The 19,790-nt window shown below is 37.5% G+C and carries 16 protein-coding genes, 11 pseudogenes and 1 riboswitch; of the genes and pseudogenes, 4 read left to right on the forward strand and 23 right to left on the reverse strand.

All coding sequences use genetic code 11. From position 1 onward, the window contains the following. Window positions 1-2: 2 nt before the first annotated feature. Window positions 3-1,131, reverse strand: a pseudogene (locus JCM13188_RS04875) (MFS transporter). A gap of 497 nt (window positions 1,132-1,628) precedes the next feature. Between JCM13188_RS04875 and JCM13188_RS17940 the strand changes: the two are divergent. Next, window positions 1,629-3,022, forward strand: a pseudogene (locus tag JCM13188_RS17940) (SLC13 family permease). Window positions 3,023-3,398: 376 nt separating this feature from the next. Then, the gene (locus tag JCM13188_RS17945) at window positions 3,399-3,767 is read left to right on the forward strand and encodes a hypothetical protein (RefSeq protein ID WP_279401402.1); all 369 of its coding nucleotides are present in this window, start codon (window positions 3,399-3,401) and stop codon (window positions 3,765-3,767) included. Between the two features lie 114 nt (window positions 3,768-3,881). On the opposite strand, the pseudogene JCM13188_RS04895 reads toward JCM13188_RS17945, so the two are convergent. The 14 genes and pseudogenes from JCM13188_RS04895 to JCM13188_RS04960 all read right to left on the reverse strand — a co-directional run bounded on the left by JCM13188_RS04895 (window position 3,882) and on the right by JCM13188_RS04960 (window position 14,187). After that, window positions 3,882-4,255 (reverse strand): annotated as a pseudogene (locus JCM13188_RS04895) (hypothetical protein). Between the two features lie 145 nt (window positions 4,256-4,400). After that, on the reverse strand, window positions 4,401-4,709 hold the full coding sequence (locus JCM13188_RS04900; protein ID WP_054752543.1) for a hypothetical protein: 309 nt from the start codon (window positions 4,707-4,709) through the stop codon (window positions 4,401-4,403). Between the two features lie 192 nt (window positions 4,710-4,901). Next, window positions 4,902-5,434: pseudogene (locus JCM13188_RS04905) on the reverse strand (GNAT family N-acetyltransferase). 295 nt (window positions 5,435-5,729) lie between these two features. Continuing rightward, the gene (locus JCM13188_RS04910; protein ID WP_054752545.1) at window positions 5,730-6,116 is read right to left on the reverse strand and encodes a VOC family protein; all 387 of its coding nucleotides are present in this window, start codon (window positions 6,114-6,116) and stop codon (window positions 5,730-5,732) included. 158 nt (window positions 6,117-6,274) lie between these two features. Beyond that, window positions 6,275-6,553, reverse strand: coding sequence for an ArsR/SmtB family transcription factor (locus JCM13188_RS04915; protein WP_279401432.1), 279 nt, complete (start codon window positions 6,551-6,553; stop codon window positions 6,275-6,277). Between the two features lie 259 nt (window positions 6,554-6,812). Then, window positions 6,813-7,319: a hypothetical protein gene (locus JCM13188_RS04920; RefSeq protein ID WP_054752547.1), complete on the reverse strand. Its 507-nt coding sequence runs from the start codon at window positions 7,317-7,319 to the stop codon at window positions 6,813-6,815. Between the two features lie 52 nt (window positions 7,320-7,371). After that, window positions 7,372-7,956 (reverse strand): hypothetical protein, encoded by a 585-nt coding sequence (locus JCM13188_RS04925; RefSeq protein WP_054752549.1) that lies wholly within the window; start codon window positions 7,954-7,956, stop codon window positions 7,372-7,374. Further along, window positions 7,953-8,201 carry a hypothetical protein gene (locus JCM13188_RS04930; protein WP_054752550.1) on the reverse strand — a complete coding sequence of 83 codons (249 nt, stop codon included), beginning with the start codon at window positions 8,199-8,201 and terminating at the stop codon, window positions 7,953-7,955. The genes JCM13188_RS04925 and JCM13188_RS04930 overlap by 4 nt, the downstream gene beginning before the upstream one ends. A gap of 334 nt (window positions 8,202-8,535) precedes the next feature. Next, entirely contained in the window at window positions 8,536-9,279 is a 744-nt protein-coding gene (locus JCM13188_RS04935) for an ABC transporter ATP-binding protein (protein ID WP_054752552.1), read from the reverse strand. Next, on the reverse strand, window positions 9,266-10,045 hold the full coding sequence (locus tag JCM13188_RS04940; RefSeq protein WP_054752696.1) for an ABC transporter permease: 780 nt from the start codon (window positions 10,043-10,045) through the stop codon (window positions 9,266-9,268). Before JCM13188_RS04940 ends, JCM13188_RS04935 begins: the two co-directional genes overlap by 14 nt. Beyond that, window positions 10,045-10,335, reverse strand: a complete 291-nt coding sequence (locus JCM13188_RS04945) for a thiamine-binding protein (protein ID WP_054752554.1) — start codon at window positions 10,333-10,335, stop codon at window positions 10,045-10,047. Before JCM13188_RS04945 ends, JCM13188_RS04940 begins: the two co-directional genes overlap by 1 nt. 2 nt (window positions 10,336-10,337) lie before the next feature. Then, window positions 10,338-11,279, reverse strand: a pseudogene (locus JCM13188_RS04950) (ABC transporter substrate-binding protein). Window positions 11,280-11,418: 139 nt separating this feature from the next. Further along, window positions 11,419-11,528, reverse strand: a riboswitch (TPP riboswitch). Between the two features lie 57 nt (window positions 11,529-11,585). Continuing rightward, a pseudogene (locus JCM13188_RS04955) lies at window positions 11,586-12,906 on the reverse strand (S8 family peptidase). A 164-nt stretch (window positions 12,907-13,070) separates the two neighbouring features. Next, window positions 13,071-14,187, reverse strand: a pseudogene (locus JCM13188_RS04960) (NAD(P)/FAD-dependent oxidoreductase). A 114-nt stretch (window positions 14,188-14,301) separates the two neighbouring features. Between JCM13188_RS04960 and JCM13188_RS04965 the strand changes: the two are divergent. After that, window positions 14,302-14,640 (forward strand): SLAP domain-containing protein, encoded by a 339-nt coding sequence (locus JCM13188_RS04965; RefSeq protein WP_054752556.1) that lies wholly within the window; start codon window positions 14,302-14,304, stop codon window positions 14,638-14,640. Window positions 14,641-14,663: 23 nt separating this feature from the next. On the opposite strand, the pseudogene JCM13188_RS04970 reads toward JCM13188_RS04965, so the two are convergent. The 8 genes and pseudogenes from JCM13188_RS04970 to JCM13188_RS20420 form a co-directional block, all read right to left on the reverse strand. Beyond that, window positions 14,664-15,262, reverse strand: a pseudogene (locus JCM13188_RS04970) (response regulator). Then, on the reverse strand, window positions 15,259-15,684 hold the full coding sequence (locus JCM13188_RS21705) for a sensor histidine kinase (RefSeq protein ID WP_439646611.1): 426 nt from the start codon (window positions 15,682-15,684) through the stop codon (window positions 15,259-15,261). Before JCM13188_RS21705 ends, JCM13188_RS04970 begins: the two are co-directional and overlap by 4 nt. Window positions 15,685-15,711: 27 nt before the next feature. Continuing rightward, window positions 15,712-15,768 (reverse strand): annotated as a pseudogene (locus JCM13188_RS21710) (hypothetical protein); the annotation flags it as partial. Further along, window positions 15,764-15,994 (reverse strand): histidine kinase, encoded by a 231-nt coding sequence (locus JCM13188_RS21715; protein ID WP_439646612.1) that lies wholly within the window; start codon window positions 15,992-15,994, stop codon window positions 15,764-15,766. The pseudogene JCM13188_RS21710 and the gene JCM13188_RS21715, both read right to left, overlap by 5 nt. Before the next feature lie 6 nt (window positions 15,995-16,000). Next, window positions 16,001-16,392 (reverse strand): annotated as a pseudogene (locus JCM13188_RS21720) (sensor histidine kinase); the annotation flags it as partial. A 96-nt stretch (window positions 16,393-16,488) separates the two neighbouring features. Further along, window positions 16,489-17,514: pseudogene (gene desA / locus JCM13188_RS04980) on the reverse strand (Delta(5) desaturase DesA). A 475-nt stretch (window positions 17,515-17,989) separates the two neighbouring features. Then, window positions 17,990-18,397, reverse strand: a complete 408-nt coding sequence (locus JCM13188_RS20415; RefSeq protein ID WP_369404833.1) for an amidase — start codon at window positions 18,395-18,397, stop codon at window positions 17,990-17,992. A 298-nt stretch (window positions 18,398-18,695) separates the two neighbouring features. Continuing rightward, a complete protein-coding gene (locus JCM13188_RS20420; RefSeq protein ID WP_369404834.1) occupies window positions 18,696-19,343 on the reverse strand; it encodes an amidase family protein in 648 nt (215 codons plus the stop codon). A 174-nt stretch (window positions 19,344-19,517) separates the two neighbouring features. Here JCM13188_RS20420 and JCM13188_RS17950 point away from each other — a divergent pair, with 174 nt between their 5' ends. Then, window positions 19,518-19,778 (forward strand): acetamidase/formamidase family protein, encoded by a 261-nt coding sequence (locus JCM13188_RS17950; protein ID WP_279401404.1) that lies wholly within the window; start codon window positions 19,518-19,520, stop codon window positions 19,776-19,778. Window positions 19,779-19,790: the final 12 nt, after the last annotated feature.

The following is a 19,790-nucleotide window of genomic DNA, read 5'->3' on the forward strand; positions in this document are numbered from 1 at the left end:
TTTTACTTCACTTCAACTTTCACAAACTCTCTTGGATCTTCAAGTGCTTTAGCTTCACGTTCTCCTTTTTCAATATTCACTAATTGTAATAACACGATACCAATTATGAAGAACACGATTAGAGACAGAATTCCTAGGCGACTATTACCCGTCAGTCCCGCTGTAATCCCGAACACGGCTGGTCCAATAATGGCTGCGAATTTTGATGTAATTCCGTAGAAACCAAAAACTCAGCGTGCTTATTATGAGGAATCATGCGAGCAAAAATCGATCGGCTAAGTGCCTGCGCACCGCCTTGTACGGTTCCTACACAAACCGCTAACAAATAAAAATGAAGAGCACTAGTCATGAAATAGCCTAGTATAACGATGACAACATAAACCGCAAGTGCTAACGTCAGCGCTTTTTTAGCCGAGATCCACTTGGCCAATTTTGAGAAAAAACAACGTACATGGAATTCGACAAACTGTGTAATTAATAATGCAGCAATAAGGTCATTCGTGCCAATACCTATGGTCGAACCATAAAACGTCGCCATACGAATGATGGTTGAAATCCCATCTGAGAACATCCAAAACGCGATAATAAAAATTAATAATTGCTTATAGTACTTAAGCGTTTTGAATGTCTCTCCAATTCGGCTAAAGCCAATAGCAATATAGGATTTATCTCTTTTCTCAGTTGGATCACCGACCTTCTTTTCCTTCAAGTTCTTAAACAAAGGAATTGAGAAGATAAACCACCAAATCCCAACAGTAACAAACGCAACTTGTGTTGCCTCTTTACTACTCGGGAATCCGAACCAGTCATATTTCATAATCATGACAAGGTTAATCGCAAGTAAAATCCCGCCACCTATGTAACCAAATGCATAAGCCTTCGTTGAAATGCGGTCCATCTCTTCATTTTTAGCCACGTGCGGCAGGAAAGCATCATAAAATACATTCCCTCCTGAAAAACCAACTGAAGCTAAAATAAAGAGAATTGAGGCTAATAAATAATCCCCTTCGTTCACTGTAAATAAAAGTACACTTCCTGCCATCCCCATGAAAGCAAAAAACGCAGGAACTTCATCTTGGCTCCTGAATAATCTGCGATCGCTCCTAATACCGGCGCCATAGTTGCTACGATTAAAACAGCGACAGATTGGGTAAAAGAATAGTAGCTCGTAGCAGTTCCTTCTGAAAGGTTGTTCGCTGCTACGCTGTTATAAAAATGGGAAACACAGCAGCCATAATCGTCGTTGCAAAAGCTGAATTGGCCCAATCATACATCATCCAGCTTCGTTGCAGCTTACGGTCCATAACATCACTCTTTCACTATTTTCTTTAAGCATATCAAAAGGTTGAAGTTTATTTCCACATATTTCAGAAAATTTACAATAAATATAGAAAACTCAAGACAAATTGACACTATTAAAAAGAAACCTAAGAATCTCGAGCTAGACTAAAATACCCTTTATTTAAATATAAAATTTTTTCATAATATTAATAAAACACTTATTAGTAAAGGAGATCATGATGACTGAGAATACTCAAAAACAAGCCTACAACAGAAGACAAATCGTTGGCCTAATTCTAGGCCCCTTATTATTTATTGTCACACTACAATTTTTATCTTTCCCAGGAATGTCTGCAGAAGCTCAAGCCATTTTAGCGAGTACGTTATGGATTGCGACGTGGTGGGTTACTGAAGCCATCCCTATTGCAGCAACAGCTTTATTACCGATTATCTTATTCCCATTAACAGGCGGACTTGAATTAGGTGATACGACCTCTGCTTACGGAGATGACATAATCTTCTTATTCATGGGAGGATTTTTAATCGCACTGGGCATGGAGAGATGGAACCTACATAAACGAATTGCCCTAACCATTATTAAAATGGTTGGAACAGGGTTAAATCGTTTAATATTAGGATTCATGATTGCAACAGCTTTTTTATCGATGTGGATCTCTAACACCGCAACAGCTATGATGATGGTACCTATTGGTTCGGCGATCATTTACAAAATGAGAGAATCTGCTGAAACTAATGCGAGTGAGGTCAGCCAAGCTGAATCAGATAAGTTCTCAAAAGCCCTTATGTTAGCCATCGCGTACAGTGCATCTATTGGAGGGTTAGGTACATTAATTGGTACACCGCCAAACGCGCTTTTTGCTGGAGTTGTCGATAATCTATTTAATGTTACGGTTTCATTTGCAACTTGGATGATGTTTGGTGTTCCAATTGTCATAATTCTATTAACGATCGCTTGGTTTTATTTAGTGAAAGTGGCTTTTCGATTAGACATTGATGAATTTCCAGGCGGAAAAAGCGTCATCGATGATGAAATGAAAGAGATTGGCAGCATGTCAACAGAAGAAAATTTGTGCTTACGGTCTTTTCATTAACGGCATTAGCTTGGATTTCAAGATCTTTTATTTTACAAGACTTGCTTCCAGGAATAGATGATGCGGTCATCGCGATCACTGGAGCACTTATCTTGTTCTTAATTCCTTCTAAGAATAAAAAAGGCGAATTCATCATGGACTGGGATACAGCAAAAGGATTGCCATGGGGTATTCTGCTCTTATTTGGAGGAGGCCTTGCAATCGCGGCAGGCTTTAGCGATACGGGACTTGCTGAATGGATTGGTGAACAAATGACAGGTCTTCAAGGGTTAAACTTCGTGTTAATCGTTGCCATCATTACAGCAATCGTTATTTTACTTACTGAAATTTCATCGAATACGGCAACAGCTACCATGCTACTTCCAATCATGGCATCGTTAGCTAGCGCTATCCAGGTTCACCCGTACAGCTTGATGATTGCAGGTGCACTCGCTGCATCATGTGCATTCATGCTACCAGTTGCAACTCCACCAAACGCTGTTGTGTTCGGGTCTGGCTATTTAAGAATTGAAGATATGGCTAAGGCTGGTCTATGGCTCAATGTTGTTGCTGTGATCATCATTACCGCAGCCATTTACTTATTACTTCCACTTACATTTGGATTAGATTTATTTAATTATCCATTCTAGGAAAATAAGCGTAAAGCTAAAATCACGTGGATTCACAAGAGTTCACGTGATTTTTTTATGCCTGTGCGGAGATTTTAAACCTATAATCATTTGAATATTATGTTAAAATTTAACTAAACAATTAACTCAAGGAGTTATCATGTTACTTTCTACAACAATTATCGGTTGGATCGGAATATTATTATACATAATTATAATTTTTACATATAAAATGTTGGCTAAAAATAACGAGTTTGCTTTTATACATATTCTAATGGCAACAATGAATGCCTTATGGCTCCCTTTACCATTGTCTTTATATCTATTACTAAATTCAGAAATTCTCATTGTTGGTACCATATTTGGATTTGTATATTTATTTATGTTGGTAATAACCATGGCGCTTCAAACAGGTCATATTACGTACATTGTTAAACGAAATCAAAATCAGTCTATTACTGAACAACAAGCAGATTATATGATGGCAACCTTATCAAATCCGTTTGAAAGTTTGACCGGGGTATTCAAAGGTATTTGGGCATTATTTTTAGGGTTCACTTTTTGGAATAATGGTGAAATCTTAATGGCTACTCTAATGTTTATATTTAGTGTAATGCTTTTTTATTATTTAGTTTTAATGCTCAATACAAGCGTAATCAAACAAGTCAAATGGTTATCTAGCATAAAACCAAACTCGTTAATTATTAACCTTGAAACTCTTTTCTTCTTCATCATACTAATGAGTTATATCACTGTTAATATTTAAGATCTGTTAAACTTTAATGTTGATAATTGCTTAAAAATAAAGGGAAGCCATAACAAATAACGTTTCCTTCAATCTTGTTTATGTAACTCTCCCGATTCTGAAACAATAAGAAATTTAAGAACCGTTTTTTATAAGACGATTCTCTAAAGATTCGATTGCCAGTTTTAGTGCATTTAAACGACGCTCATTTAATGTTTTTGAGAACTTCCTTCTTTTGCTTGTGCTATTTGTTTTTCGATAGACGGAATAATACCTTGTAGAACATCTTTAGAAGTCGATATGATTTCTTCGTCATAGCAAAAATCTTCCCCATTCCAAGTACCTTTTAGGCTTTCTAAACCAATTTTTACTGCGTTTAGTCTCTTTTTCACAAGAGTTGTATTTGAACCTTTTTCTGTCATACTTTTATAAGCATTTGAAAGTTTATTAAAAGTTGACTCCAAGGATTTAATGGACAATTCTTGGATTTCTTGACTAACAGTCTTCATATACAAACCTCACTTTTTGTTCTTAATAATCCAACATAAACCATATTTTCCCCTTCACTTCTTATAAATTTACTACCTTCATCAACTCTTGCCCCCGTTACCTTAATATTCTAACTTACCTCTTCTACTTCAAATCTTAGTCTATCTAAATCCCATACATCTTCATCATAATTTTTATAATCTCTACTTTAACTTTTTGCCCTTCCTCATAATCTTCTGGAGTGGGAATTCGAATAGTTTGTGATGTTGGCTTCTTTTCAAAACCATAGGACTCAAGAGAAGTCCCTGGCTTGTTAAATGTTGTCCAAGCTTCAATTTCAATTACCATATCTCCACTGACTTCGTTGATTTCCTTTATGTTCCCTTGAATAAATGTTCCTTCTTCAATTTGAGAACAACCTATCAATATAATAGCTAAAGTTGTAAATACGAAGAATCTCTTTGTTTTCGACATTTATAAACCCCTTCCACTTATACAATAACCTGCCTAGAAGTTCAAGACCTTCTAAATTAATTTGTTCAACATATGGTTTCTCCTTATATTCAATCATAGTCTTCTCATTATTATAATTAACCTTCACTACAATGAATTCGACAGAAAAAGCATTAACCCTTTTTGGATTAATGCCCCTTTAGTAGAAGAATTTTATTCACCTAAATATTCGTTATGTAAAATCCCCATATGCACAATATCTTCCCATTTTCCGTTTCTAAACAGGCATTGTCTGCTAATGCCTTCTTCTTTAAAACCTAACTTTTTATACAATTTAATTGCTTTATGATTAAATGAAAATACTCTTAGAGATACTCGGTGCAAATTTAGTTCAAGAAAAGCATAGTTTAGTAAGATTTGTAATGCCTCGGAACCATATCCTTGACCCCAATAATCTTTTTCTCCAATATCAATAATACATTCAGAATTTCTGTTTTATAATCAATATTGATCAGTGAAGTAATTCCTATCGCTTTATCTTCTTCTTTTTGGAGGATGATATAGCTCTTAGAAGACCTAGAGTCAGTAAGGTTATTTTCAACAAAACTTCTTGTATCCTCAAGAGAATATAAATCTAAAGATGGATTAGTTGTATACATCACATCCATATTGTTTCTCCATGAGTGATATAGTTCCACATCATTTTTATCTACTTTACGTAATACTAGTCTTTTTGATGAAAACATCTTATTTTAATATGGAATATCATTTATTATATTAGATTTGTTTAGAGTAGGTCTTTAGTTCAACAAGGAATCAGCAAAAATTCATTTGCAGCCTTGATTATTTCTTTAGGCTTCTCCACTACTGTCCAGTGGCCACAATCTTTAATCTCTTTTAATTCAGCGTGAGGTATATGTTTTAATAATAGGGTTTTTATTAAATCTGGTGTTAAAATATCATAGCTACCTTGTAAGATGAGAATTTTGAACTTAAATATACAAACCATGTCCTAAAAATTAGGACATGGTTAACATAATGTTACTTGCGCTCTATTATCTGAATAAGATTACCGCATGTATCATCGAAGACAGCTAAAGTGTGATCCCCCATCTCTGTTGGCTCCATAGTAAACGTCACTCCATGTTTCAATAATCTTTTGTACTCTTTGTGAACATCTGTAACGCCAAACATTGTTGCTGGGATACCTTGCTCAAGTAATTGTTTTTGATAATCTTTGGCAGCTGGATTGTCATTTGGTTCGAGTAGAAGCTCGGTACCATTTTGGTTATCCGGAGAAACAACTGTTATCCACCTAAATTCACCGGCTGGAACATCGTGCTTTTTTACAAAACCAAGCGTTTCTGAATAAAACTTTAGTGCCTTATCTTGATCATCTACAAATAAACTGGTAACAATGATTTGCATATATTTTCCCTCCTAAATGTCTTCGATGTATGGTGGTGATGTGCAAAATCTAGCTGTAAATTGATAGCCATACATCTACTGAACTAATCGAAACACCCTAAGTAACTTCGTACACTTCTATTCCCTTAGTTACGTCTGTGGGATATATTATTTTTAAATTATTCAACCCACCCTTTCAATAAGTTTTTAAGTGGTTCGTTGTCAAACATAAGAACTCGGTATTTCCCCTTTCGTTTTGATTTTAAAAGTCCCGCCTCTTCCAATACAGAAAGATGTTTAGCTATCCCTTGACGAGAAATGGTGAGATTGTGTTTCATAATAAGACGTGATGTAAGTTCATACAGCGTCAGCTCATTGCGTTCGGATAGTTCATTCAATATTAGTCGCCGAGTCGAGTCAGCGAGCGCTTTGAAAATAGCGTCTTTTTCTCTTTCCAATTTCATATTTTCATTATATGCAACCAAAAGGTTACATGTCAACCTCAAGCAACTAAATAGTTGCATAAAAAAACAACTGAATCATGTAACCATAACTACAATATTGATTTCATACCTTGTGAGTATGTTAAAGCTTGATATTAATAGCAAGCTCAAAACTCTTGATATACCCAAAATAAAACACGTGAATTCAAAAATGAATTCACGTGCGATGTTCACCGTTGTCTAAATCTTTTAATCGGGTGTTAAATAAACTCTTTTACGCCTGCTTCTGTAAGTTCACATACATTTTCTGATAAGCTTCTGATTCATCTTTCAGACCCATCTCTAAATATGTTTTCGATAGCCATTTAAGTGGTCGTGCTTCATCTGGCTTTAACTCAGATTCCATGCTGAAACAGTCTAATGCTTGATTCCACTGTTTGAATTCAAAATATAGCTCTCCAAGTGGCTGCATGTTTTCCAAGTCTTCACTCATCTTATAGATTCGATCAAACTTCTGAATCACATCAAGCTGGCCGCATACCTCTCTTAGTGGTTCTAGCCAGTCATGTACATCAGTTAATTCATATTGTGCGAGTAGACAGATCAAACATTTATTTAACAGTACGTCAGATGAATTTGGCTCTTGTTTGAATAGTTTTAGAAGTAAGTTTTGCAATGCCTCTGGTTGGATTTTTAACTCTTCAGGAGACATTTCATTTAAAGAAGTGTGCAGTTGTTTCATATCAGCTGTAGTTAATTCAAAATTTGATTGTAGTAACAATAAGGAAGCGCGATCTATTTGTTTTAGGTCTAAATATTTTCTTAACAGAAGTTCATGTAATGGGGGTAAATGGGCGTTGCCTAGATAAACGCTCTAATAAATCGACCGACTCTTGGTCTGAGAAGTGTTGATGTAGAAGTTGGTTCAGTGAGTTTAATACCTGCTTTGAAGGAGATATTTTCATTTGTTCATAAAGGAGCATACTTTGTTCTAGCGTGCGGTTTTCTGTAGTTAGCTGATTAACATACTGATCAAAATAACGGTCTGGCTCATGGAACATAATTTTTTCCGCTTCAATTAAATCTTCCTGAAAAAGCGCTTCTTCTCTGTCTTGGTACATGTTGATAAAATCTTTATAAATTAAGTCACTAGCTAGTGATTTAACGAAGCTATGTTTTGGTGCAAAATCCTTTAAAATTCGGATGATCTGATAAGCAGAAAATAACTGTCCGCCTCTACGGTCCTCATAAAACATATCTTTAAGTTCATTAAATAATTGTTTTTGGAAATAAACGATTCGAAAAAACGTTAAGATGTAGGCTTTTTCTTGTTTGGTGAAGTGTTGGTTCAATTTACGGAGAAGCTGTTTGTTGTTAATGATTTTAGCAGAGTGGTTAGATGTTACTAAGTGGTTCATAAACGGATGCGGGGCTTGATAAGTGTGACCTTGTTTAAAGGCTCTTTCAATGAAGGAATGTCTGCGCAGTTTAGTGGTCTTTTGGCGGTTAAGAACGCACCTTTGTAGAAAAACAAGTAATATAACTCTTGGTCGTCACTCACGGCCTCCAAGATCTGCGCTTGTACATAGTTCGCCATCCGTTCAGCTCGTAGTTTCAATGACTTGCTCTTAGCATCTAGAATCGTAAATTGGTGATTTATCATATCAACCCTCCTAGTTAACACTAGTTTATCATAATTATATGTCTAATGGTGTAAATTCATGACGTTGTTCTTGAGAAAAGGTTTTTCCTGGCGTCATAATCATCGTTATTTTACTTTTTTATTCCCTACTTATTCGTTTTTATTCTCTACTTCAACAGATTTATTCTCCAGAATAATAATCTTATTCACTAGTTCATCAAAAATTTTCGCCACTTTTTTAAAATAAATTCGCCAGTTTATCCTATTTATTCGCTACTAAATTCTTTTATTCCCGACCACATATGCTGCCACGGTGTTCATATATAAAAACAAAACCCACATCTAATGCGGGGTTTTAGGTTGTATGAGCTAATCTCATATCTTGATAAATATCTTTTTTAAACTGTAAAAATTCATCCGTTAACAATAATTCCTCACGTCTTGGCCGGTCAAATGGTACTTTGTATTCATTTAGCACTGATGCAGGTCTAGGAGACAAAATAATAATTCTGTCAGATAAGAAGATCGCCTCTTCAATATTGTGAGTGACAAATAGAATAGAGCGTTTCGCCTCTTCCCACATGGATAACAGCCACTTCTGCATATCCGTTCGGGTAAATTCATCTAAGGCAGAGAATGGTTCATCAAGTAAAATTAAAGACTGCGGGCTTAGTACACTTCTTATAAATGATGCGCGCTGCTTCATACCACCTGATAATTCGTGAGGATGAGCATCCTTATACTCGCTAAGACCAGCTCGTTCAATCATTTCTAGAGCTTTAGCTCGATCCTTTCGCCCAGATATTTCTTGTCCTAATAACACGTTATCTAAAATCGATCGCCAAGGAAGTAAAGATGGTGTTTGCGGGGTGTAACTGATTGACCCGCGTTTGCCCTTAATACTATTTCCATTTAACAACACGTCACCAGAATTCGGAATGGTTAAACCACCAATAATGCCAAACAAAGTGCTTTTCCCGCTTCCTGAAGGCCCGAGGATTGAGACAAATTCACCTTCTGAGACAGAAAAACTCACATCATTTAACACGTGCACATCGCCAAACGTTTGATTAATTTGCTTTACCTCAAGATGTTTCACTAGAACCACCCTCTCCTGATGAACGCCAGCGTATGACTATTTTCTCAAGCCAGTTAATGAAAATAAAGAATAATAAGCTTAGAGCGACGATGATAAGGATTGCCACAAATACACGGTCAGTTCGATAAGATGAAGACGCAAGCGTCATGTAATAACCAATTCCCTCACTTGCACCTAACCATTCAGAAATAACAGCTCCCATCACACTATACGTTGCAGAAATTTTGAGTCCGGAAAATAAAGACGGCATAGCGTTCGGCCATTCTAATTTCCAGAAAAGCTGCTTACGGCTTGCGCCTGCCATCTGCATATAATGCATGAGATCCCGGTCCGTTTGTCTAAACCCATCAAGTAGTGAAATAGCAATCGGGAAAAAGCAAACGAGTGTAATGACAATAATTTTCGGAAGCATTCCAAACCCAAACCACACGACAAGTAGTGGTGCCAGCACAATAACAGGGATGTTTTGCGATAAAATCAGTAAAGGATAAGTCGATTGTTTTAAAAATGGGACTAAATGTAGGCCTATGGCGACCAAAATTCCAATACTACTTCCGATTAGAAAGCCAACAATAATGAGCTGAACAGTTGCCCATACATGGTGTGAATACTGCCCCCACTCCGTTATACCGACTTCTAATATTTGTGTTGGAGCTGGAAGTAACCAAGTTGGAACTTGAAATAGCTGAACACACAGCTCCCAGATCAGGAATAGAAGGATGATGACCAACGCTGGTCGCCATCCTTGTTTCACTAATGACTTCATCATCTATACTTCTCCGTTAACTCACCCATCGTAATTCCTTCAGGCCGGTACGCTATTTTAACCTGAGAAATCACACTAGGGCTGCCCAGTTCGGTCATTTTCTCGTTCATATTTTCAACCACTGATAACAGCTTTGATAATTCGCCTTCCATAGTCGTTTCAAGGGCATTCACTTGATACGTTACTCCAGAATCCTCGATTAATTTAATCGCTTCATCGACGTATGGAATCACGTCTTCACCGTTTTTAGTTTTAGGAATGATTTGAATACTAACCAGTGCATTTGCCACCTTTATTCCTCCTCAGGTAAAAACTCGTTCGTAAACGCCGCTTCAGCATCTAATGGCTTCTCTAGTAAATCATGCTCTAACATCCATTCAGCATAGTTTTCCCAAACTTTAAGCTTTTGAATCCCCCACTGATTGGCGTCATCTTGATATCTTGGCGATAACCATTCTTGACTCGCTTTAACGAGCTCAGGGTCAAGGTCAGGTACTGCTTCAATTAAGATGTTAGCTGATTCTTCTGGATTGTCGATTGCAAACTGATACCCTTTGGATGCGGCATTCATAATTTTGTACAGTTTCAGAGTTTTCGTTGATCATGTCTTCATTCGTTGCGATGACTGGCGTATAGTAATCTAGCTTTTCACTATAATCCGTTAAATAGATCATATTAAGCGGAGTGCCTCTTAATTCTGCTTCAATTCCAGTCCACCCATAATAGATCCAGGCAAAGTCAACATCGCGCTTAACAGCTGTAAAAAGTCAGCATCACCAATATTTACAATTTCAACTTTATCGACATCTGCTCCTTCTTGCTGCATCAGTGATGACAATACAGCTTTTTCTAATGGTGCTCCCCAGCCGCCATATTTTTTACCTTCAAAATCTTTTGGCGACGTAATCCCTTTATCTTTCGGCGAGGCAAATCCGGATGTATTATGCTGAATGATGGCAGCGATTGAAACGATAGGAACATCTTGAATTCGCGCTTCCGTAATACCTTCTTGATAACTAATGCCAAAATCCGCTTGGCCTGATGCGATTAACTGATCGGCGCTCGCTTCACCCGGCATAATTATTTCAACGTCTAATCCTTGTTCTTTAAAATAACCCTTTTCTTTGGCTACATAAATGCCAGTATGATTCGTATTTGGCGTCCAATCTAGTACAAATTTAATGTCTTTTAAATCTTCACTTTCCTCACTATTGTTACCACAAGCTGATAACAATAGAAGTAAGGCAAAATAAAAAGCATCATCTTTTTCATGTTAAAAATCCCCCCCTTGTCTTGTCATAACTAGACTAGTTGAAAGGGAATTTTATGTATAAAAATACCCTAGGACTATGCCTAGGGTTCACGTTTTGTTCATTAACATAAATGGTGTTCCCTACGCTGGTGTCAGCCAGGTCAGGTTCTAAGGGTCAGTATCTTACGGATACAATCTCAACCAGCAACACTGGTCCCCCTACAACTTAATCTAGTTATGCTTTTGTCAATCTTAGTATGACAAAATCTTAAGGTGATTGCAACTCATTTAGTTGTTTAATAAGGCGCGGTCAGCTTGAATATAACCAGCACCATACGTGTTGCGATCACCTAGACTTTCAGCCGTTTCCATTAGTACATTTTTCACCTCATCCGGTGATAAAGAAGGGTTTTGTTCTAAAATCAAAGCAACGACTCCGGCACAAATTGGCGTGGCCATAGATGTACCTGACATCGTAAAGTAGTATTCACCTACTCTAGCACTCTTTTGAAGCCTATCAATATAAGAATTTGGTGATCTTAAAGAAATAATATCGACACCTGGAGCAACAACATCAGGCTTCACTTCGTTATAAATGGTTGGCCCGCGGCTTGAGAACTCAGCTATTCGATCATCTTGTCGTTCGATAGTACCTCTGTCATCCATCGCCCCAACTGTTATCACTTTATTACTAATGCCTGGACTTGCGATCGATTGTTGATCTGGGCCTTCATTACCTGCTGCAACACAGACGACAATTCCCGCATCCCATGCAGCTTCGACGATTTGAACCATTGGGTCATCATCTTCTGTTGGATATGAACGACTCGCAGGTGTTCCTAAAGACATTGAAATTACACCAATATTTAGCCTATCTTTATGATCGATACACCACTGAACACCTTCCATGACCGTTGATAAAGAGCCAGACCCCATTTTATCTAAAACTTTAATCCCTATAATGTTGGCTTTGGTGGCAGGACCTTGATACTGTCCTTCTGACATAGCGCCATTACCCGCGACATCCCCAGCACAGTGGGTGCCGTGTCCGTTATCATCATATGCATCATTATTTTGATTGACTAAATCAACAAATTCCACAATTCGACCGTCTAAATCAGGGTGTTGATGCACACCTGTATCTAACACCGCAACATTAACGCCATCACCAGTGTAAGGCAGGTCGCTTCCTTCTGAATTTTTGCACCAACAGTTGGTGTAGCCACATCGAGAAATGCCAATACTTGTCGGTCAGCATATACTTTTTGACTTTAGGACAATTGTCCAACAAATCTACTAAAGCATCTGGCGTCAACTTAGCTTGGCAGCAACCAATCACTGTTAACACCTTTTCCATTCGGCACCCAAAATGACGATCAGTCACTTTATCTATATTATTGAGTTCTTCAACAAGGTCACACGAACTCTGATCAAACTGTACAATCACATTATAGCGCTTAGATTTCTTAAAGATTTTATCCATATACTTGTGTAAGAAGCACGGTGTATATTTAAAAGGCTGATACATGTGAAGTAAATCATCGCGCAGGCGGCGATCTAGTTTATGAGCGTGGTGCCTAATTGCCTGAATCATAGATAGTTGAAACATCATCTCACCTCTCTTTTAATAGATTCCTTATTAATCTATTAAAATTAAGTGAGAACGTAACGGTCAGTGTACTAGATTTATGAGATTAGGTGAATTAATGAATCAATAATATAAGAATCGTATAAAGTGTTTAGTTTATATCCCAGGTTCAACTAACGTCTACCTTATTCTTCTTTAATTGCTTGGTTCACGTCATAATCTTCTATTTGAAGTTCCGTTGGTACACCTAACACGAGTCTTGCAAGCTCTGCCCCTAAATACGGACCACTTGTGAGTCCGGATGCACCTAATCCATTAGCTACGAGTAACCCATTAAACTGTTGTACAGGACCAATAACCGGAAGAAAACCAGGAGTATATGGCCTAAAGCCACTCTCGTTTCAATAACTGAGCTATCATCTAATCCAGGAGCTACTTCCAAAGCTTTTCCTAACATTTCATGAATACCAGCTGTTGTGTTTCTATAATCAAATTCGACTTCATCTGTTCTCGTTGCACCTACGACGATTTTGTTATCATCAAACGTAAGTAAATATGAATTATTTGGAGGCATAACAACAGGCCAGCCACCTGTTTCTAAATGATGATACCTTAAATGAATAATCTGCGCTCGCTGGTGAGTAACTTGAAACGTTAAACCTAGTGCTGAAGTAACTGTTTGGACCAAGCACCACTTGTGTCGATGACTTGATTAGCTAGCAATTTTTCTCCGTTAACTTCAGCTCCTATAACGTAATAACCATCAGTTAAAATTTGAGCTGAACCACGCATGACTGTCGCCCCGTTTTTCTCTGCTCCTCTAATGAGTGAATCACGCATGGCTCGTCCATCGACCCTTGCTCCACCACTGACATAGACAGCACCATAATCTTCTGACAATAACGGAAAGTAGCTCCTCGCTTCTTCAGGTGACAGTAATTTGATGTCACCTATTTCAGGGGCGTCTTCTCTTCGTTTCTTAGCACGTTCTACCATTTTTTCAAGCTTTGTCTGATCTGTATGTAAACTAATGGTTCCAACTTGTTTATAGCCAACATCTGCTTCGCCATCCTCAGTAAGCATATTAACTAGCTCAGGATAATACTTAGCACCACCTTTTACCATGCGGTACCAAGCCTTATTACGTCTTTGAGATAACCAAGGACAAACAATTCCGGCTGCAGCATCGGTAGCTTGCCCTAGATCTTGCCGGTCGACTAAAGTGACTTCAGCACCTTTTTTCGCTAAATGATAAGCTGCTGAAGCACCTAGAATACCGCCGCCTATAACAATCACTGACATATAATTCACTCCAACTTCTTGTTGTTTCTAATTGGCATTATATTAGATAAAACTTTAGCGTTAAACAAATATCGATTATAATAAACACAAATAAACCTTTTGGAGGTTAAGTGGATGCAGCAACTTCAGTTTGAAGAAAAATGGGACAAAACCATATCTGATCAAGACCGTCGTAAAATCGAAGAAGTTTTTGAAGAGACGAAGAATCATGATGACTTTGAATTTGAGCCTGTCACATTATGGCAAGCGAATAATCACAAAGACGAATTGCTCGTAACAGCTCTATTACATAACCGAAGTGATAAGACTGTTTCGTTTAATGATGTTCATATCACTTATAAAACATTAGACGCCCCCATCGCAGAGCGTGATTTTAACATTCCAAGACTACAAATCCCCCCCGACAACGAGTATGCCTTGGACATTTATTTTCCCAGATTCAAAAGTCGATGATCCAACATTAGGTGTGCTGAATATTACTTAAGCCACCCTTTTTCTTTAATTTTTGATACTGCTTCAACTCGATTAGATACTTCTAATTTATCAAAAATCACGGAAATATAGTTTCGGACTGTTCCGTACGTTAAAATAATTTTTGTGCAATTTCTTTTGTGCTTAAGCCCTCTGCAATGAGTTCAATGACTTCTGTTTCACGTTCAGTTAACGGATTGGGCTCTTCAAATGCAAGGTCAATAAGCTCTGGAGCATAAACCTTACGTCCTTTCATAATGGAGCGAATGGAATTGGCTAAGTCTTCGCTCGGGCTGTCTTTAAGTAAATAGCCGCTTACCTTAGCTTTTCTAGCTCGTTCAAAATAACCTGATCTTGCAAATGTCGTTAAAATAATCGTCTGACAAGGTGCATCCATTAATTCCTCAGCTGCATCTAAACCAGTTTTTATTGGCATTTCAATATCCATAATGCATATATCTGGATTTAAATCGCGAACAAGTTTAATCACTTCTTCTCCATTTGAAGCTTGACCAACGACTTCCATATCATCTTCAAGGTCTAAAAGTGACCCTAGTGCCCCAAGTAACATCTGTTGGTCTTCTGCAATGACGATTTTAATCATCTCGCATCCTCCCTATTGATTTGCTGTGTGACATTTGGTATTTGTATTTCTATTCGAGTTCCTGAATTGGTCTTTAAATTAAATTTGCCATTCACAAATTCTAACCGTTCAGATATTCCGCGAAGGCCATGCCCTTTAGATTGTTTGGATTGATCAATTCCTACTCCATCATCTTGTATCAACATCTTCACTTCATTAGGCGATTCGTTAATGTCGATTAAACAGTGACTTGCTTCACTATGTTTAACAACATTTGTGACGGCTTCTTTTAGGCACATACTTAACACATCTTCAACTAACGCTGGTGATTGTTTAAGCTCCAAATCACCTTTTATTGTAACTTCAATTCCAGCTGCATCTAATAACTGTTTAACATGCTTAATTTCATCATCTAACTTAGCACCACGCATATCAGAAAGCATATCCCTAACTTCTTTTAAAGCCGTTCGGGCTGTTTTATTGATATCGGTAATCTCACTTTTAGCTTTTAAGGTATCTTTGTCAATAAGTCGTTTTAGCTAAATCACTTTTAAGACCAATTAAAGAAAGCTTCTGCCCTAACGTATCATGTAAGTCGCGTGCAATCCTCTGACGCTCTTCGTAAACGAGTAACTGCGATATTTTTTCATTTGCATCGACTAATTGTGCTTCTAACTTTTGTCTTTTCAACCTGTTATACGTGTTAATTGGAAGTAAAATGACACCTAAAATCGCTATAACAATAAACGGCAACTGATACTGAAATAGCTCTTCTTGCGTGAAGACACTAAAGCCAGCCGCTATAAGTGTTGTGACAATATGTACAACATATAACGTAATAAATCCACCTTTATGCTTGATGTTTCCTATGAAAAACGCTAAAAACAACGCGAAATATACATAACCATATACAAGTGACATCCCAATATTAATCAGCATCATGATCGATACACATACGTATAAAAACCAGCCATTTGATAAGAAAGATAACCGGTATGACGCAAAGAAAATAGCAATTAAAATGATCCCTAATATCGCTTCTAACCATGACGTTGAGCGAAAAATAAAATAAATGGTAATAAACTAAAAATAATCCATACATAGATACTTAAGCTTAAGTTTTTCGGAAAAATATTATACCAATTCTGCATGTAGTGGATGTCCTCTCATATAGAATACTCCTATTATACCAAAGAAGAAGCCTCCAATTAATTGAAGGCTTCTGACTCATTTATTATACTGTTTCCTCACGTTTTTAAGGATACGTTTTGCGAACCTTGATTTAACAAAGTTTTGACTTCTTTAAAGCTGACAAATTTTTATTCGTTTCATCAAACAATCTAAATCTAATGGATTTTAGACTAGATTTTACGGTAATCGTTGTTGCTTGTTGAAGTGGTGGCGTCGACTCATGTGCATCCTCTAAGTTATAGTTTGGAACCTTTGGACTTAGGTGGTGAACATGGTGGTAGCCAATGTTACCTGTAATCCACTGTAAGACTCTTGGTAGTTTATAGTACGAGCTGCCATCAATAGCTGCTTTAACGTAATCCCATTCTTCTTCATCTTCAAAATAGGAATCTTCAAATTGGTGCTGTACATAGAATAACCAAATCCCAAGACTTCCTGATACAAACATAATTGGTAAGTGGACCATCAAGAAACTCTGCCAACCGACTAATAAAATTAGAACTGTGACTAAAGCAACAATGGACACATTCGTTAGGTAAGTGTTACGAATTTCATTCTTCTTCGCCTCTTTACGATTCATACGGTTTGTCACAAGGAACAAATACAGTGGTCCAAGTACAAACATTACAAATGGGTTTCTATATAAGCGATACTGGAAACGTTCTAGTTTCGAAGCATTAACGTACTCTTCAACTGTCATAATCCACACATCACCTGTACCACGCTTGTCTAAATTACTACTTGTCGCGTGATGGATCGCATGTTCACGTCTCCACTTCTCGTAAGGGAACATCGTAATAATACCTGTTATTGTCCCGATAATATGGTTCGCCTTACGGTTTTTAAAAAGGATCCATGACCGCAGTCGTGGAAAATAATAAACGTTCTTACGACGAACCCTGCTGCGACGACTGTACACGCTAATGATAACCAAATTGACACCGATAATGAAGCATAAGCTAAATACCATAAATAAATACTGGTGGAATCGTATTAATAATTTGCCATACACTGGCTTTCGCATCTGATTGTTCAAATTGTTTCATACTCTTTTTAAGTTGTGCTAATTTTGAATGACTCATTAAATAGCCTCCTTGAAACCATCTTTATGACCTAGTCTTAATGTTAAAGAAATTACTTTGATGACAGTAGTCATGAACGTCAGTAATTATCCATTACATTTGTCATATGACGTCCTTGTTAGTACTTATATTGTTTCAAAGAGGCTCGTGTATATGAGTACTAATAAACAAGTTATGGCAATCATCATATCATGATATGACATTTGTCATACCGACTGTAAAACATTAACATGAAAAGGCATTTAGTTTTAAAGTGATTAAGAAGCAATTGATTTTATGGGACATTATTAAACGTTTATGGGACATTCTTTTTGTCGAAGCTGGGCATTTTGGACAATTTTTGAGACACTGAAAACTGGTTTATGAGACATTGCGGGCTATTTATGGGACATTGGGGCGTTAATTTGAGACATTCGCCAGTGTAAAAAAGCTTTTGCACAACCCGTGCAAAAGCTTCACCAGTTTTATTTAGAATTTAATTTCGGCGCAACTCTTTTTGTGATGCTTGCTCATAACCATAAGCGATTTCAATTAAAGTTGGTTCTGAGAAAGCCGTGCCTGTAAAGGTGATACCAACAGGCTCATTCTTCTTCGTTAATCCAACTGGAACCGTAATAGATGGATAGCCCGCCTTCGCCGGAATTCCTGCCCCAATATTATTCGGGAAGACGATCGCTTCTAGCTTGTGTTCATCTAATGTATAGTCAATTCCTTCTTCTTTAGACAAACGTTGGTCATCGAGTAACTCTTTTAAGTAATCTGGGTCGGTCAATAAACCAGACGTTTTCTGGGCTTCCAAGAACCACTTTTGTCCGTACTTCAACGTTTCTTCTTCATTTTGATTGTGAAAATCAATGACATCATCGAGTGAACGGACAGCCACATCACTCGATATCGTTTTTAAATAAGCGTTTAAACTATTTTAAATTCATGAATCATGACCCCTAATCCCCAGTTGTGCTCGGTAGTAGGATGGTGATGTCAAACACTTCAGCGCCTTGTGATTTAAGCACTTGAATAGCTTCGTTCATAAGCTTTTGTTTTTCTTCGTCAATAGCATCAAAGTAAGATTCACGGGCAATCCCAATTCGTTTGCCGTTTAATCCATCTTTTTTAATCGAAGAGATAATTCTTGTTTAAAAAAAAGGTGTCGCTTTGCTTGTTGCTGCATCTTTTCGTCTTCACCCATAATAGCTTGAAAAAACGTGAACAGCATCTGCCACCGTTTTCGCCATTGGCCCTGCCGTATCCTGAGTATGAGAGATTGGTATAATACCGCTTCGGCTAACCGTTCCAACAGTTGGTTTTATACCAACTAAGGAATGCTGGCTTGAAGGACTCAAAATCGAACCTGACGTCTCTGTGCCAATGGATACTGTGGCAAAATTAGCAGCAACTGCAGCACCAGGACCTGCACTCGAACCACCAGTATCAATTTCACCAGGTCCATAAGGATTTAATACTTGTCCAGCTCTTGAGCTATATCCATTTGGCATACCTTCTGTCATAAAATTTGCCCACTCCGTTAAGTTAGCTTTTCCTAAAATGACCGCACCTGCTTCATGCAACTTTTCCGCAACAAATGAATCATTTTTAGCGACATGGTCTTTTAAAGCTAGAGAGCCAGCTGTTGTATGCATTTTGTCACCGGTGTCTATATTATCTTTTAACACAACTGGAATGCCGTGAAGTGGCCCACGCGGACCCTGTTCTTTTCGTTCAACATCCAGTGATTCGGCAATAAACAATGCATCTGGATTGATTTCTGCAATCGAATTAATGTTAGGTCCATCTTGGTCGTAAGTCGCAATGCGATCAAGGTAAATCAAAACTAGCTCACGAGAGTAAGTTCACCCTCCGATAATCTTTGTTGTAATTGTTCAATCGTTTCATTTAAAAAGTCGTTCTTCATTTGTCTCCCCCTGATTTATTTGAATATTTTTATTAATTTTGACATAATTAGCTTTGCTGTACAACGATAATAGATTAAAGGAGCATAAGATATGATTCATAATATTGAACTAAAAACTGAGCATCTGCACCGATCATTTAATCACTCCTATAAACCTATATTAACGGTAGAATCAGGTGATACCTTACAGCTCACCACACCGGATATTCAGTGGGGATATTCAAAAGCTAAAGGTGAACCTAAAGAAAAACTTGATTCTAGAGAACAAGAAGAAGTTAAAGGACACCCTATTATTGGACCTATTGAGATTAAGAGTGCCAAACCTGATGGTACTAGAAATACGTACAAATGATTTAGTTCCAGG

This window comes from Piscibacillus salipiscarius JCM 13188, from assembly GCF_001311865.1.
Taxonomy (GTDB): Bacteria; Bacillota; Bacilli; order Bacillales; family Alkalibacillaceae; genus Piscibacillus; species Piscibacillus salipiscarius.